General features: G+C 33.0%; 12 protein-coding genes. 10 read left to right on the top strand and 2 right to left on the bottom strand.

All coding sequences use genetic code 11. From position 1 onward, the window contains the following. Positions 1 to 442: 442 nt before the first annotated feature. The 6 genes from G558_RS0100335 to G558_RS0100310 all read left to right on the top strand — a co-directional run bounded on the left by G558_RS0100335 (position 443) and on the right by G558_RS0100310 (position 7580). Positions 443 to 2422 carry a toprim domain-containing protein gene (locus G558_RS0100335; RefSeq protein WP_334290850.1) on the top strand — a complete coding sequence of 660 codons (1980 nt, stop codon included), beginning with the start codon at positions 443 to 445 and terminating at the stop codon, positions 2420 to 2422. Between the two features lie 5 nt (positions 2423 to 2427). Further along, positions 2428 to 4551: a DNA gyrase subunit A gene (locus G558_RS0100330; protein ID WP_028828373.1), complete on the top strand. Its 2124-nt coding sequence runs from the start codon at positions 2428 to 2430 to the stop codon at positions 4549 to 4551. Between the two features lie 136 nt (positions 4552 to 4687). Next, positions 4688 to 5506: a transketolase gene (locus G558_RS0100325; protein WP_071604431.1), complete on the top strand. Its 819-nt coding sequence runs from the start codon at positions 4688 to 4690 to the stop codon at positions 5504 to 5506. A gap of 5 nt (positions 5507 to 5511) precedes the next feature. Beyond that, positions 5512 to 6441 (top strand): transketolase family protein, encoded by a 930-nt coding sequence (locus tag G558_RS0100320; protein WP_028828371.1) that lies wholly within the window; start codon positions 5512 to 5514, stop codon positions 6439 to 6441. Positions 6442 to 6531: 90 nt separating this feature from the next. Continuing rightward, positions 6532 to 7053, top strand: coding sequence for a dCTP deaminase/dUTPase family protein (locus tag G558_RS0100315; protein WP_028828370.1), 522 nt, complete (start codon positions 6532 to 6534; stop codon positions 7051 to 7053). Then, positions 7053 to 7580, top strand: coding sequence for a DUF2179 domain-containing protein (locus tag G558_RS0100310; RefSeq protein WP_028828369.1), 528 nt, complete (start codon positions 7053 to 7055; stop codon positions 7578 to 7580). Before G558_RS0100315 ends, G558_RS0100310 begins: the two co-directional genes overlap by 1 nt. 71 nt (positions 7581 to 7651) lie before the next feature. Here the strand turns inward: G558_RS0100310 and G558_RS0100305 are convergent, their stop codons facing one another. Both G558_RS0100305 and G558_RS0100300 read right to left on the bottom strand, forming a co-directional pair. Beyond that, positions 7652 to 8020 carry a LapA family protein gene (locus G558_RS0100305; protein WP_028828368.1) on the bottom strand — a complete coding sequence of 123 codons (369 nt, stop codon included), beginning with the start codon at positions 8018 to 8020 and terminating at the stop codon, positions 7652 to 7654. 99 nt (positions 8021 to 8119) lie between these two features. Then, a complete protein-coding gene (locus G558_RS0100300) occupies positions 8120 to 8932 on the bottom strand; it encodes a flavodoxin family protein (RefSeq protein WP_028828367.1) in 813 nt (270 codons plus the stop codon). Positions 8933 to 9080: 148 nt separating this feature from the next. On the opposite strand from G558_RS0100300, the gene miaB reads away from it, so the two are divergent. Genes miaB through miaA form a run of 4 tightly spaced genes read left to right on the top strand, consistent with a single transcriptional unit; the run spans position 9081 to position 15947 of the window. After that, a complete protein-coding gene (gene miaB, locus G558_RS0100295; protein WP_028828366.1) occupies positions 9081 to 10502 on the top strand; it encodes a tRNA (N6-isopentenyl adenosine(37)-C2)-methylthiotransferase MiaB in 1422 nt (473 codons plus the stop codon). A 23-nt stretch (positions 10503 to 10525) separates the two neighbouring features. Further along, positions 10526 to 13150: a DNA mismatch repair protein MutS gene (mutS, locus tag G558_RS0100290; protein WP_036931285.1), complete on the top strand. Its 2625-nt coding sequence runs from the start codon at positions 10526 to 10528 to the stop codon at positions 13148 to 13150. Positions 13151 to 13162: 12 nt separating this feature from the next. Beyond that, on the top strand, positions 13163 to 15010 hold the full coding sequence (gene mutL / locus G558_RS0100285; protein ID WP_028828364.1) for a DNA mismatch repair endonuclease MutL: 1848 nt from the start codon (positions 13163 to 13165) through the stop codon (positions 15008 to 15010). A 19-nt stretch (positions 15011 to 15029) separates the two neighbouring features. Continuing rightward, entirely contained in the window at positions 15030 to 15947 is a 918-nt protein-coding gene (gene miaA, locus G558_RS0100280; protein WP_028828363.1) for a tRNA (adenosine(37)-N6)-dimethylallyltransferase MiaA, read from the top strand. Positions 15948 to 16001: the final 54 nt, after the last annotated feature.

The following is a 16001-nucleotide window of genomic DNA, read 5'->3' as shown; positions in this document are numbered from 1 at the left end:
TGAACACTTGTTTCAACGTAAACGCCAGATGCTCCGTCCTCATCGAAAAATTTGATTTCAAAACCGCCGAATTGATCGACAAGTTCTTTTTCAACAACGAAAGTAAAATTATCAGCTACTAATGAAAAATCATCATCGTTTATCTCATCCAGAGATAAGTTGAATTGAGGACCGCTTCAGCCCATACCAGATACGAATACACGTACTATATTTCCATCAAGCTGCTTATCACTAAGAATGCTCTTAAGCTCATTTAGAGCTTCTGCACTTATGTTTATGCTCATATAAATTCTCCTAATCTGTATAAATAAATTTAATATACTTTATAATATTCTATTATAAGTATCGAAAAATGTAAATAGTAAAAAAAAAGAAATTAAAAATTGTTGATAAATTCATTTCTTTATTATAAAATCATTATTGCTAACAATAACTTAAAAGGGTGAAAAATTTGAATAAAAAAAATGTAAAAAAATATGATAATACCAGTATAACCTCACTAAAGGGGGCAGACAGAGTACGTCTTAGACCAGGAGTTATATTTGGATCAGATGGAATTGAAGGATGCTCTCACTCCATGTTTGAAATCTTGTCGAATTCAATTGATGAGGCTAGAGAAGGTTTTGGAAAAGAAATACTTGTAATAAGACACCTTGACAAGGCTATTACGGTAAGAGACGAAGGCAGAGGAATGCCTTTAGATTATAATCCTGTAGAAAACAGATACAATTTTGAATTGATATTTGAAGAACTGTATGCAGGAGGAAAATATGAAACTGATGGAAACTATGAATACTCGCTTGGTTTAAATGGACTGGGAGCATGCGCGACTCAATATGCTTCTGAGTATATGGACGTAGAAGTTGCGCGCGATGGATATATTTATAACATACACTTTGAAAAAGGCTATAACGTTGGGGGACTTTTAAAAAAGGAAACCAAAAACTCAAAAACGTATACACAAATTAAATTCAGACCCGATCTTGAAGTTTTTACAGATATAGATATTCCACTCGACTATTATAAGGATACCTTGAAAAAACAGGCAGTTACAAACAAAGGTCTTAAATTTACTCTGATAGATGAAGAGTCTGACAGTCAATTTGAATATTACTATGAAAATGGAATAGTAGATTATCTTAAAGAGGTAACAAGCGATGACAATCTAATAGAAAATCAGTTTTTAGAGCTCGAAACCAGAGGCAGAGACAGGGAAGATAAACCTGAATATAAACTGAAAGCTGAGGTCGGATTCACTTTTTCAAAAACAGATAGATTAATGGAGTATTATCACAACTCAAGTTATCTTGAGCACGGAGGGTCTCCTGATAAAGCAGTTAAATCAGCATTTGTAAGTGTGATTGATCAATATATCAAAAATAATAATAAATACCAGAAAAATGAGAAAAAAATCTCTTTCATTGACATACAAGAAAGTTTGATTATAATTATAAACTCATTTTCTACAATAACTTCTTATGAAAATCAGACTAAAAAAGCTATTAATAATAAATTTATTCAAGAGGCTATTACTGAATTTTTAAAAGAAAAAATCAACATATATTTTATAGAGAATCCTGAGGACGCTGAAAAGATTGTAAACCAGGTATTGATAAACAAGCGTTCTAGGGAAAATGCAGAAAAGGCCAGGCAAGCATTAAAGGGCAAGTTGTCAGGGAGTATGGACGCATTAAACAGAGTAAAGAAATTTGTGGATTGCAGAACTAAAGACTTGAATCGAAGAGAACTTTATATTGTTGAGGGTGATTCCGCTCTTGGTTCATGTAAATTAGGAAGAGATGCTGAATTTCAGGCTATAATACCTATAAGAGGTAAGATACTTAACTGTCTTAAGGCTGATTACGGTAAGATTTTCAAAAGTGATATCATAATCGATATAATAAAAGTCATAGGCACAGGTATTGAAATAAACAGTAAACTTGCTAAAGACTTTGTACAATTTGATTTGAATAATCTCAAATGGGATAAAATTATAATATGTACTGATGCCGATGTGGATGGTTTCCAGATTAGAACACTTCTCCTTACAATGTTTTATATCCTAACACCTACATTGATTGAAGAGGGAAGGATTTTTATAGCCGAATCTCCACTTTATGAAATCAATACAAAAAGAAATAGTTATTTTGCTTATTCGGATAAAGAAAAAAACAAAATATTAGAAAAAATAAAATCCGACTATACACTTCAAAGATCAAAAGGACTTGGTGAGAATGACCCGGAAATGATGTGGAAAACCACAATGAATCCAGAGTCGAGAAGATTAATAAAGATTACAACGTCAGATGCCCAGGAAACTAAAGAAACATTTGAATTTCTTTTGGGAGATGATCTAAAAACTAGAAAGGAATACATTGAAGAATTTGGAGAGATGTATATAAGCCAAATTGATGAATTGTAAATAATATGAATACTTCAAAAAACATTGTTGATACGTTAAAAGATAATTATATGCCTTATGCAATGAGTGTAATAGTTTCCAGAGCAATTCCTCAGATTGATGGTCTAAAACCTTCTCACAGAAAATTGCTATACACAATGTATAAGATGAATTTACAAAAAGGAAATCGTACAAAATCTGCAAATATTGTAGGGCAGACCATGAAGCTAAACCCTCATGGAGACCAGGCTATATATGAAACTATGGTAAGAATGACCAAGGGCAACGAGGCACTGCTCTATCCCTACGTTGATTCCAAGGGTAATTTTGGTAAAAACTACTCCAGAGATATGAAGGCTGCAGCTGCAAGATATACCGAAGCAAAGCTCATGGATATATGTGAGGAATTGTTTTCAGAGGTGGACAAAGACACTGTGGATTTTGCAGATAATTATGACTCTACCATGAAAGAGCCTACCCTTCTTCCAGTGAGATTTCCAAACATACTTGTAAATCCCAACAAAGGGATTGCTGTAGGAATGGCAAGCTCGATACCAAGTTTCAATCTAAGCGAAATGTGCAGATATACAATTGCTTTTATGGAAAATGAAGATACTCTCGTAGAAGACTATGTAATTGCACCTGATTTTCCATATGGTGGAGAAATTATATACGATCCGGATGAAATGAAAGAAATATTTAAGTATGGCAGAGGGAGCTTTAAAATAAGGTCAAAATACCGAGTCGATAAAAAAAATAATTTCATCGAGGTGTACGAAATACCCTACACTACAAACGTAGAGGTTATTATAGAAAAAGTGATTGAACTTATAAAAGCTGGAAAAATAAAGGAAATAAGTGATATAAGAGACGAAACTGACTTAAATGGTCTTAAGATTACAATTGAATATAAAAAAAGTGCAAACCCAGATAAACTCATGACAAAACTATTTAAAATGACTGCTCTTGAGGATTCATTTGGGTGCAATTTCAATATTCTCATAAACAACCGTCCCAAAGTAATGGGAGTAAAAGAAATAATTTCAAACTGGGTAGATTTCAGGAGAAGTTGTATTCTAAGGAGAACAGAATCAGACATAGGGAAAAGACAATCTAAGCTTAATCTCCTGCTTGGACTTGAAAAAATCATACTGGATATAGACACAGCCATAAAAATAATAAGAAATGCAGAATTAGAAAAAGATGTTATACCAGCCTTGATGTCATATTTTGATTTAAACAAAGAACAGGCAGATTATATAAGTGAGATAAAGTTGAGAAATCTTAACAAAGAATATATTTTAAAAAGACTGGCTGAAATAAAAACACTTAAAGAAGAAATAGCCCAAGGGCACAATCTCCTAAATAGCAAAAAACTTCAAAATAAGAATATAGAAAAAGATTTAAAAGATGTCATGAAGAAATATTCTCAAGAAAGAAAGACCACAATACTGGTTAAAGACGACGTTGAAGTATATATCAAAGAAGATACTATTGAAGACTATGCAGTGAATTTATATATTACAGAGCATAATTACTTCAAAAAAATTACAGATATATCTCTAAGAGGAAATTCGGAACAAAAATTCAAAGATGATGATGCTCTTTTGGAGAATTTTTCTGCGAGGAATAATGAGACTTTATGGGGAATAACAAATAAAGCTAACTTGTATCAAATAAAACTTCATGAATTTGCTGATACAAAATCCTCCAATCTGGGTGATTTTTTGCCCAATATTTTAGGTTTTGAACAAGATGAGCTAATAGTAAAACTTATAAATCCCAATATAGCCTATAAATATATTGCTCTTATTTTTGAAAATGGGAAAATAGCAAAAGTAAACTATGAAGCATATATTACAAAAGGATTTAGGAAGAAACTTCAAAAAGTTTATTCGGAAAAATCAAAGCTCATAGATATAATTCCACTTGAAGATGACAAAAAAATATATATAAAATCATCAACTGACAGATATTCAGTCTTAAATACTTCTTTACTTTCTCCTGTATCATCAAGGATCAGTCCTGGAGTTCAGGCGGTTAAACTTATAAAAAATGATAATGTTGTGGAAGCAAGACTGTCAAATCAAGATGAAAATATTAAATCAGACACAAGCCCAAAACTTCCAAAAACCATGAAAAAATTATAGGATATTAATATAATTGTATAATTACATGGGAGAATCTATGAAATTTAACTTTGTGGAAAAATAAATTAACGTGGATAAATTTGTTCTAATGTAATATAATAATAATTGTGTTATTTTAATAAATTAAGGAGTAAAAATGATGGATAACAATAGTTTAAAGTTACATTCTAAAAATATCAGAAAGAGCATTCTTAAAATGATTGCAAAAGCTAACTCAGGTCATCCAGGAGGATCGCTCTCGATTGCTGATATTCTAACAGTCTTGTATTTTGAAAAAATGAATATCAACCCTGAAGATCCAACTATGATAAACCGTGACAGATTAGTGCTTTCCAAAGGACATGCGGCACCGGCGCTATATGCTGCATTATGTGAAAGAGGATATGTTTGTTCAACTGAAATGGAAAACCTGAGACAAGTTGACTGTATGCTTCAGGGACATCCAGATATGAAGGGAACACCAGGTATCGATATGAGTACGGGCTCTTTGGGACAAGGACTTTCCGCTGCTGTAGGAATGGCAATGTCTTCAAAATATCAGAATTTAAACTATTATGTGTATGCTATAATAGGTGATGGTGAATCTCAAGAAGGGCAGATATGGGAAGCGGCAATGGCCGGATCACATTATAAACTGAACAATCTAATCGCTTTTCTTGATAACAATGGACTTCAGATAGATGGAAAAAACAGTGAAGTTATGGGCGTTGACCCTCTTGATGAAAAATTTAGGGCATTCGGCTGGAATGTAATTGATATAAATGGTCATGATTTTGATGAAATTTCAAATGCTATAGACTCAGCTAAAAAAATAACTGATAAACCAACAATGATTATTGCAAAGACTTCAAAAGGAAAAGGCGTATCATTTATGGAAAATCAGGCTGGATGGCATGGCGTAGCACCAAAGCCAGAGGAACTTGAAAAAGCATTAGAAGAGATTGAAAGAGGGTAATGGATATGAAAAGAGCAACTAGAGAAGCTTATGGTATTGCGTTGGCAGAAATTGCTAAAAATAATGATAAGATAGTAGTGCTTGATGCAGATTTGTCTAAATCTACGAAGAGTGCTGATTTTAAAAAAGAATATCCTGAGAGATTTTTTAATGCAGGAATAGCTGAAGCAAATATGATTGGAATGGCAGCTGGAATGGCGGCAACTGGACTCATACCTTTTGCATCAACATTTGCAATGTTTGCAGCAGGGAGAGCTTTTGAACAGATAAGAAACTCAGTGGCATATCCAAAAATGAATGTAAAAATAGTTGGAAGCCACTCAGGAATAACTGTTGGAGAAGATGGAGCGACCCACCAGGCTATAGAAGACATATCACTTATGAGAAGTATTCCTAATATGGTAGTAATAAACCCTTGTGACGCTACAGAAACAGCAGCAGCCGTAAAAGCAGCAGCTGAATATAATGGACCAGTCTACATCAGAACAGGAAGAATGGCGGTTGAAGATCTTCATGAAAAAGGATGTAATTTTGAAATTGGTAAAGGCGAAGTCTTGAAATCTGGAGACACAATGGCTATAGTTGCTACAGGAATTTGTGTAAAAATGGCACTTGATGCAGCCGAAGAACTTAGTGAAAAGGGTATAAATGCAAGAGTTATTAATATCTCTACAATAAAACCGCTGGACGAGGAATTGATTTTAAAAGCGGCAAGAGAATGCGGGAAAATAATTACTGTTGAAGAACACAGCATAATTGGAGGTCTTGGTTCTGCTGTATCTGAAGCAGTTTGTGAGGGATTCCCTGTAATTGTAAGAAAAATTGGAGTAAGAGATGTTTTTGGACAGTCAGGTAAACCAGAAGAATTGTTAAAATGCTATGGCATCACAAAAGAAAATATAGTAGCAGAAGCACTCTTAATATCAGCTGTATAAAAAATACAATTGATAATTAAAAGACTTCACTGGGTATTATATAAATATCAGAGTGAAGTCTTTTAATATACTTGATAAGGAGGTCGTGTTATGGTTAATGTGTTTTTTTCCAAATTAAATGAAGATGCAATAATACCTCAGAAGAGACCTGAAGATGCAGGCTATGATATTTTTTCATGTTTTTCTCAGGATTATCTTATGATAAAACCAGGAGAAACAATCAAAATTCCAACAGGTATAGCAAGTTGTTTTTCACAGGAGCATTGTTTCATAGTTAAAGAACGAGGATCCACTGGGTCTATCGGACTGGGACAGCGGTCTGGAGTCATAGACAGTGGGTATAGAAATGAGTGGATACTTCCAGTTACAAATCACTCCAAAAAAACGATTTTGATAATTAAAAAAGAATTTATTAATACAAAAGAATATAAAGAAATTATCAAATTAAATGATATAATTGAGTATGATTACAACAAGGCTATAGCTCAGGCGCTGCTTATACCTGTTCCAAAAACAAATGTTGTGGAGATAAGCTACGATGAACTTTTGAAATTCAAATCCGATAGAATGATGAATGCTTTTGGCAGCACAAACAAGGAAGGGAGAGATTAATGACTACTATTATTATAGATTGTATTATCATAATGTCGCTAAGGATAGTAGATGTATCCCTTGCAACTACACGTACAATTCTCTTAACAAAGGGAAAAGCCAAAACTGCAGCCGTGCTGGGTTTTTTTGAAATACTTATTTATACAAAAGTTTTAACAGATATTGTCACAAATCTTGGGCAGTGGTATTATCTGATAGCATATGCATTAGGTTTTTCTTTTGGTAACTACATTGGAACCAAGATAGAGAGAAGACTTGCTTTTGGTGATGTACAGATAAGAATGATAGTTAATCCGAATTATTATCATATTATAGATGAACTAAGACAAAGTAAGTTTGGAGTTACAACTTTTGCTGGAGAAGGAAGAGACGGAGAAAGAAAGATGATTCTTATTACCGCTAAGAGGAAAAGGGTCAATGAATTGTATGGATTTCTCAAGAAGAATAATATAGATGCTTTTGTAAGCGTAAACGACATAACATCTTACAGTGGCGGATATATGATATCATCTAACAAAAAGAAATAAAGATTTATTTATATGAAAAATTAAAACACCCTTCTTTTCATATTTGTATGAATTGAGGGTGTTTTAATGAATTAAACAGTATCGATTTCATCGGGTTTTTCGGATTGCAGAGATTTTAGAAATTCTATATTGGAAATGAGTTCATTATTTTTGTTTATTAAATTCTGATTTTCATTTTCAAGATTAGATATCTTTGTCTGAACATCAGTGTTTTCTTTGTTGAGTTTTTTAATGTTTTTTGATGTTTTAAGGTTTCTGCTAAGTCCAACCATAAGACCTATTACAACCCCTACAGCCACAGACAGAATTATTATAAGTGCCTGAGAAACTGTAAAATTATAGATTAAAAATTTAATAATTACATTAGCTGAGTTTTGAACTGCAAAAACAGTAACAAGGACAAGCCCGACAAGTATGGTGATTATTTTGAATTGTGCCATATTAATACCTCCTGTTAATTATAATAATACCTATATTATACCATTTCACACTATTTTTAAACCGATAATCAAAATATGTATCGATAAAGGTGACGGATATTAAATAAATGTCTCTGGTGATTTTCTTTTTGAAAAATCAGCTTCAAGTTCATTTTTATGCCTCAGGTAGTCTTGATCATCATAATATTTCGCCCCTGTAGGGCATTTTTTTATGCAGGAACCACATTTGATGCAGATACCCTCAATTTTACTTACATCATCAAAATCAATTGAGCCCATGGGACAGGTAATGGAGCATAATTTACAATCTATGCATGAAGAATTTGTCTTGGGTTTGACTTTTCTAATATCAACAGGATTAGCATCTGGATCAAGGGGCTTGTAGTAAGCTCTGGGAGGGTAAGTACCCTTTACCTCTACACTTGAGAAAGTACTTGAACTTGAAATTTTTGAAGCAATATCTGCAGCTAATTTCTCAGCTATAACAAAATCTTCACAGTCAGGTCTGTTTTTTGCCAATATCTTTGAGAATGAATGTTCCCCAATAAAGGCTCCCGCGCCTACTATGGTAAAGTTTTCTTTAGAAAGTATGTGTACCAATTCTGAGAGTGCATCATCGTAATTTCTGTTGCCATACAGGACAAGTGCCACAGCAAGAGCTCCGTTTCCCTCTATTGAATTAAGATATTCGAGCAATATGTTGGGAACTCTTCCTGCGTATACAGGTAATCCGATAACCACTATATCCTGACTTGAGTATTTTGGAGCAAAACTCCTGTTTTCAGGAAGAGTGAAGTCGTGTACATTTACAGGAGTAGTAATGTTTAATTTTTTATGTAGTACTTGTGCGATACAATGTACAGTTTTTTTGCTTGTATCAGTTGCACTGAAATATAAGGCGTTTATATTCATTTGTTATTCTCCTTGATAATTTACTGAAATATTTATTTTAAGTATATAACATTTCACAGAGATATAACAAGGTATATTTCGTTTTTCTTCACAGAAATTGTTTTTTTTGATATAATTGACATAGAAAATACTATTTAGGAGAATGATAATGAGTAAAAGAGAGAGTTTGATAGTAACAACAGAAGAAATCAAATCACAGGAAGTGTATATAGAAAACTTGGCTGAGACGGTTAAAAATAAATTCGTAACAAGAAAACCTCTTGTAAATATAACCACCTGGGGTTGTCAGATGAATGAGCATGACTCTGAGAATATACTTGGAATGCTGGAAAAGATAGGATATGAGATCACACAAGACCAAAGCGAAGCGGATTTGATAATATATAACACCTGCGCTGTAAGAGAAAATGCAGAACTTAAGGTATACGGGAATCTTCATGTTTTGAGAAGATACAAAGAGAAAAATCCAGATTTAATAATTGCAGTATGTGGGTGCATGATGCAACAGCCCCATGTGGTTGAAGAAATAAAAAATATATACCCCCATGTAAACCTTGTTTTTGGAACTCATAACATATATAAATTCCCAGAGCTTTTAAAAACTGTGATGGAGAGCGACGAGACTATGTATGATGTCTGGGACATAGATGGTCAGATAGTTGAAGGACTGCCTACACAGAGAAAACATGACATCAAGGCTTTTGTTAATATTATGTACGGCTGTAATAATTTTTGTACCTACTGTATAGTGCCTTATACAAGAGGGAGAGAACGAAGCCGAAATCCAGAAGATATAATATCAGAAGCTAAAAGACTTGTAGAAGGAGGAGTTAAAGAAATAACATTGCTGGGCCAAAATGTTAATTCCTATGGAAAAACATTCACTCCTCAATATCCATTTCACAAGCTTCTTGAAGACATAAATAATATTGAAGGATTAGAAAGAATAAGATTTATGACATCGCATCCTAAAGATATATCTGATGAAGTTATAGATGCAATATCTAATCTTGATAAATTGTGTGAAAATCTCCATCTACCCATACAGTCAGGCAGTAGCAGATTATTGAAAGAGATGAGGAGGCATTATACAAAAGAAGACTATCTTGAAATAATAAAAAAAGTAAAAAACAAAGTCAATGATATAGGGATCACAACGGATATTATGGTTGGCTTTCCAGGAGAAACTGAGGAAGATTTTGTGCATACCATGGATGTTGTTGAAAAAGTACAATATGATCTCGCGTTTACGTATTTGTATTCTGTAAGAAAGGGTACAGTTGCAGAAAATATGGAAAATCATGTGGATGCGAAAACTAAGAAAGATCGTTTTGACAGATTGTTAAGTGTAGTAAACGAAGCAGCTATACAGACTGCACATAAATATCAGGATAAAGTAGTAGAAGTACTTGTAGAAGGCGTAAGTAAAAAAAACCCTGAATATATGATGGGAAGAAACAGACAAAATAAACTTGTCAATTTCAAAGGAACAGAAGATCTTGTTGGGAAATTGGTAAATGTAAAGATAACTGAACCCAGATCATTTTCTTTAATTGGAGAAATGATTTAAACATACAAAAGGATGGCAATATAATGGAAAGTCTAACTCCAATGATGAGGCAATATCTTAAAATAAAAGAAGATTATAGGGATGCAATTCTTTTTTTCAGACTTGGAGATTTCTATGAAATGTTCTTTGATGATGCAATTACAGCCTCGAAAATACTTGATATAGCGCTTACAGGCAAAAGCTGTGGATTAGAAGAAAGGGCTCCCATGTGCGGGGTCCCTTTTCACAGTGCAGATGCATACATACAAAAGCTGATTCTATCTGGTAAAAAAGTGGCTATATGTGAACAGGTTGAAGATCCAAAAACGACAAAAGGATTGGTAAAAAGGGAAGTTGTACGTGTTGTAACTCCTGGTACAAATTTAGAAGTAAATAATCTGGAATCTCACAGAAATCTCTATTTGATGGCTATTGCATACTCTGATGATTATAAAATGTCTTTCTCCTATATAGATTTGTCAACAGGAGAGTTTAATACAGGAGACTTAGGACTTGATGTCTTTATGGATACTCTGGCTCAAGTCGCCCCCTCTGAAATAATTATCAGCGAAGAATCAGAATCATATATATCAGAAAAACCTGAAATAGCAAAGCAGTTTTTGCAGTATATAAGTTTAAATGATATTGTTAAAACGACATATGTATCAAAATCAGATATTATGAATAATTTTTTTGAGGATTCATATATTGAAGAAAATAAAAAAGAACTTGAGAAATACAGATCAAGTATAGAATTGACGCTAACCTATATATTCGACACTCAAAAAATGTTTTCTAATAATATAAATAAAATCTCTGTAATAAACAAAGACTGCTATATGAAGCTAGACCTCAATACCAGAAAAAATCTAGAATTAACCGAAAATGTAAATACAAAAAATAAGAAAAATTCACTTTTTGACGTAATAGACTATACTAGTACAAATATAGGCAAGCGGACCTTGCGAAAATGGATTGAAAAACCATTGATCAACATGGAAGACATTAATAAAAGGCTAGACTCTGTAGAGGAGTATATTGATGATTTTGAACTAAGAGAAGATAGTAAGGAAATATTAAATAAAATATACGACATAGAAAGACTGAGTTCAAAAATATGTTATGAGTCAATTAATACAAAAGAGATTATTTCACTCAAAAACTCAATAATAAACCTTCCTTCTCTGGTTGCTGCTATAGAACAATCAAAGTCTGTCAATTTGCAAAAACTGATATCGGGGATGGATAATCTAAGTGATGTTTATGAATATATAGATACAGTCATAGTAGAAAACCCTTCTCTGGGAATCAAAGATGGGGAAGTTGTCCAAAGTTCATATAACAGCGAACTGGCTGAGTACAGATATATTGAAAGCAACGCCGCTAAAATACTCCAAGAGCTTGAGCTTGAAGAACGAGAGCGTACCAGGATAAAGAATCTCAAAATCGGATACAACAAGGTTTTTGGATATTATATAGAGATTACCAATTCGTATCTAAAGGATTTTAATCCTCCAGATGACTATATAAGAAAACAGACATTATCAAATGCTGAGAGATATATAAATGAGAAACTAAAAATAATTGAAGATAAAATTCTGACAGCCAGACAGAAAATATATGAAATACAGTCTGAAATATTTAATGATTTTAAAAAAGAACTTTATAAATCGGTTAACAGGATTCAATCCACTGCTCATATAATAGGAGAAATTGATGCTTTATGCTCACTTGCTGTAGCAGCAGTTAAAAACAATCTGACCAGACCAGAATTTAACACCTGTGGTCATATGGAAATAAAAGATTCAAGGCATCCAGTGGTTGAAAAAATTCTTGGTGAAGAGAATTTTGTTCCAAATGATGTATTGTTTGACGAAAAATCAAAGATACAGATTATTACAGGACCCAATATGGGAGGTAAATCGACCTATATGAGGCAAGTTGCAATAATAAGCATAATGGCACATATAGGCTGTTTTGTTAGTGCTTCATATGCAAATATACCGATTCTTGATGCCGTATACACCAGAGTCGGGGCTTCGGATGATTTAAGCCAGGGTCAAAGTACATTTATGGTCGAGATGAATGAAGTCTCATATATACTAAAAAACGCCAGCTCTAAGAGTCTTGTCCTGCTTGATGAAGTTGGCAGAGGAACAAGCACATTTGATGGATTGAGCATAGCATGGGCTATATTAAAACATATAGCTTCTAATCTAAACTGTATAACTTTATTTTCAACTCATTACCATGAAATAACCGAGCTCGAAAATGAGTTTTCCAATATAAAAAACTATTATGTATCTGTAGATGAAAGAGACGACACTATTGTATTTATGAGAAAAATATTTCCCGGAAAAATAGACAAGAGTTATGGAATACATGTTGCAAAGCTTGCAGGTATTGCGGATGAAGTTATCTTAGATGCAAATATAAAATTAGAAGAGCTGGAAGTAAAGGAAAATGAAATAGTCTACGAAAGCAAATTGAATAAAATAGTAAACAAAAAAAACAGAACACAAGACAACAGTCAAATTTCTATCTTTGAATTTAACAAGGGAGCTAATCCAAGTCCAATAGAATCGAAGGTAGAGGAAATAGATATTAACAACATAACTCCAGTACAGGCAATGAATATTCTAAATGAACTTAAGAATATGTTGAGATAGAGAGTATATCATATGAAAAATAATATTACGATTTTGGATGAAATTACCATAAACAAAATAGCTGCGGGAGAAGTTGTGGAGCGGCCGGCTTCAATAGTAAAAGAACTGATTGAAAACTCTATAGATGCAGGAGCCATGCAAATACAAATTGAGATAAAAGACGGTGGAAAAGAAATCATAAAGATCAGCGATGATGGATATGGAATAAGCTCTGACCAGATCGAACTTGCATTTACAAGGCATGCTACAAGCAAAATCCATAAAATAGAAGATGTGCAGACCTTAAACACAAATGGATTTAGAGGAGAAGCGCTTTCGTCCATATCTTCTGTTTCAAAAATTGATATTATTACAAATACTTCAAATGACAGCTTTGGAGTAAAAGCAAAAATAATTGACTCAAGAGTAAGCGATATATCAGAGATTGGGGTGCGTAAAGGAACTACGATATCAGTTACAGACCTATTTTACAACACCCCGGCCAGAAAGAAATTTTTAAAATCAGGGAGCAGAGAAGCTGGAGTTATAATAGATATTGTAAATAGGTTAGCTCTAGTGAATTCTAGTATAAGATTCAAACTTATATCAGATGGAAAAGAACTTCTTTCTACTGAAGGAGATGGGTCATTACTTAATGTGACAAGAACTGTATATGGGAAAAATGTTGCTTCAAATCTCATAAAAATAGGATTTTCAAATCAATATATAAAAGTAAAAGGCTATATCTCCAATACCTCACTTTATACTTCAAATAGAAAGAAACAAAATATATTTATTAACAAAAGATATATAAAGTTAAACAAATTAAACTATGTAATTGAAAATGCATACAAAGAGATAATACCTATAGGGAAATATCCTGTCTTTATTCTCGATATAGAAATACTGCCAGAATTTATAGATCCTAACATACATCCTTCCAAGACAGAGGTCAAAGTTGATGATTCAGTCTTATTAGATGATCTTATAAACAATAATGTAAGAGACAATATATTCAAATCAAGCGAAAATCTAATACCAGAGTACAAGCCTAAAGATTCTGAAATTACGATTTTAAAAGAAAATCTCGAAAACAGCTCAGGTTTTGTATATAAGCAAAGTGACAAAATAGAAGAAGAGTTTGTTGTAAAACAGCAAAGTGATGTAGAAGATATAGAAATTCCTTTTAGCAGAATACTTGAGAAAATGTCGGCAAAGGATACTATTAAGGATGAACCTGAAACCATACAAACTGAAATAATTGAAGGTGATGTGTTTAACTACAATCAGTTTGTACCATCAGGGGTTGTCTTTGAAACTTATATAGTGGCAACCTACAAAGGAGACATGTATCTTATTGACCAGCATGCAGCCCACGAAAGAATAATGTATGAAAAGTTTATAAATCAATATAAGCTGAACAAAGAGAATGACAAGGCACGGTTTGAATCCCAAGAGCTGCTTATTCCTATTATAAAAGAGTTCACTATGGATGAATACCATGTTATTTTGGATAATAGACATATCTTCGATTTTTTTGGACTCAAGATTGATGATTTTGGTTTTGGAAATATTGCCCTTCGGTCACTTCCCCTTATATTTAACACAGAGCAGACATCGGATTTTTTTGAAGAGCTTAAAGATATAATAATAAGAGAAGGCAAGATTGATCTTAATGATAAATTCAGAGACAAACTTGCTACAATGGCATGCAAAAAAGCCATAAAAGCAAATCAAAAAATCGAACTAATAGAAATTGACAGCCTTTTTCAAAAACTCAACACCTGTGAAAACAAATATACCTGCCCGCACGGCAGACCCATATTTGTCAAGTTTACAAAATACGAAATCGAAAAAATGTTCAAACGAAAAAATGCATAGTCAGAAAAGGAAAAACAAAATGGATAACATCATATTAATTGTCGGACCAACAGGAGTTGGGAAAACATCTTCATCGTTAGAGACTGCAAAGAAAATTGACGGAGAAATAATATCGGCTGATTCAATGCAGATATATAAGGAGATGGATATAGGCACAGCTAAAATTATGGCGTTTGAGATGGAAGATATACCACATCATCTCATAGATATAATAAATCCGGATGAAGAATTTAGCGTAAGAGATTTCGATGAAATGTCAGATATAGCTATAAATGACATAATAAGCAGGTCTAAAACCCCCATAATAGTTGGCGGTACGGGACTTTATATCAATTCTATAATTTATGATATGGATTATAACGAGTCTGATATAGACATTGCACTCAGAAAAGAACTTTGGGATTTCTATGAAAAAAATGGAGAAGACGAGTTGTACAACATGTTGTTAAAATATGACTCTGAGGCTAAAGTTGAAAAACAAAATATAAAAAGAGTAATAAGAGCGATTGAAATTGCAAAAAATCATGGGAAAGTTAAAGCTTTTTCAGAAATGAAGTTTAAGAACAAATATAAGATTAATATGTTTGTGCTCTGTAAAGACAGGGCCATTCTTTATGAGATGATTAACAAACGAGTTGATTACATGATAAATAACGGCCTTGTTGAAGAAGTTAAAGAATTATTAGCAAAAGGGTTAAGCAAAGAATGCCAGTCAATGAAAGCAATTGGATACCGTCAGATAATATCATATTTGGAAGGTGAATATGACCTAAAAACAGCGGTTGACATTATAAAGAGAGATTCACGAAGATATGCAAAAAGACAGCTTACATGGTTCAAGCGATATGAAAATGCAATTTGGATAGACGTGGATTCTTTGGACCCCAAACAGGTAGCCGAGATTATAATTAATGAGTCTGGCTTGATTGACAAATAATAAATAATCATGATTATGAGAAAAATATATCAGAAATAGTGATTTTATATAATT

This window comes from Proteocatella sphenisci DSM 23131 (assembly GCF_000423525.1).
Lineage (GTDB): Bacteria > Bacillota > Clostridia > Peptostreptococcales > Filifactoraceae > Proteocatella > Proteocatella sphenisci.
The sequence above is the reverse complement of the archived record's forward strand: the minus strand, read 5'-3'. Positions and strand labels throughout refer to the sequence as shown.

Excerpts from the sequence above, each read along its gene's own strand:
- G558_RS0100330 (WP_028828373.1), top strand. The coding sequence starts at position 2,428 with ATGAATACTTCAAAAAACATTGTTGATACGTTAAAAGATAATTATATG.
- G558_RS0100325 (WP_071604431.1), top strand. The coding sequence starts at position 4,688 with ATGATGGATAACAATAGTTTAAAGTTACATTCTAAAAATATCAGAAAG.
- G558_RS0100320 (WP_028828371.1), top strand. The coding sequence starts at position 5,512 with ATGAAAAGAGCAACTAGAGAAGCTTATGGTATTGCGTTGGCAGAAATT.
- G558_RS0100315 (WP_028828370.1), top strand. The coding sequence starts at position 6,532 with ATGGTTAATGTGTTTTTTTCCAAATTAAATGAAGATGCAATAATACCT.
- G558_RS0100310 (WP_028828369.1), top strand. The coding sequence starts at position 7,053 with ATGACTACTATTATTATAGATTGTATTATCATAATGTCGCTAAGGATA.
- G558_RS0100305 (WP_028828368.1), bottom strand. The coding sequence starts at position 8,020 with ATGGCACAATTCAAAATAATCACCATACTTGTCGGGCTTGTCCTTGTT.
- G558_RS0100300 (WP_028828367.1), bottom strand. The coding sequence starts at position 8,932 with ATGAATATAAACGCCTTATATTTCAGTGCAACTGATACAAGCAAAAAA.
- miaB (WP_028828366.1), top strand. The coding sequence starts at position 9,081 with ATGAGTAAAAGAGAGAGTTTGATAGTAACAACAGAAGAAATCAAATCA.
- mutS (WP_036931285.1), top strand. The coding sequence starts at position 10,526 with ATGGAAAGTCTAACTCCAATGATGAGGCAATATCTTAAAATAAAAGAA.
- mutL (WP_028828364.1), top strand. The coding sequence starts at position 13,163 with ATGAAAAATAATATTACGATTTTGGATGAAATTACCATAAACAAAATA.
- miaA (WP_028828363.1), top strand. The coding sequence starts at position 15,030 with ATGGATAACATCATATTAATTGTCGGACCAACAGGAGTTGGGAAAACA.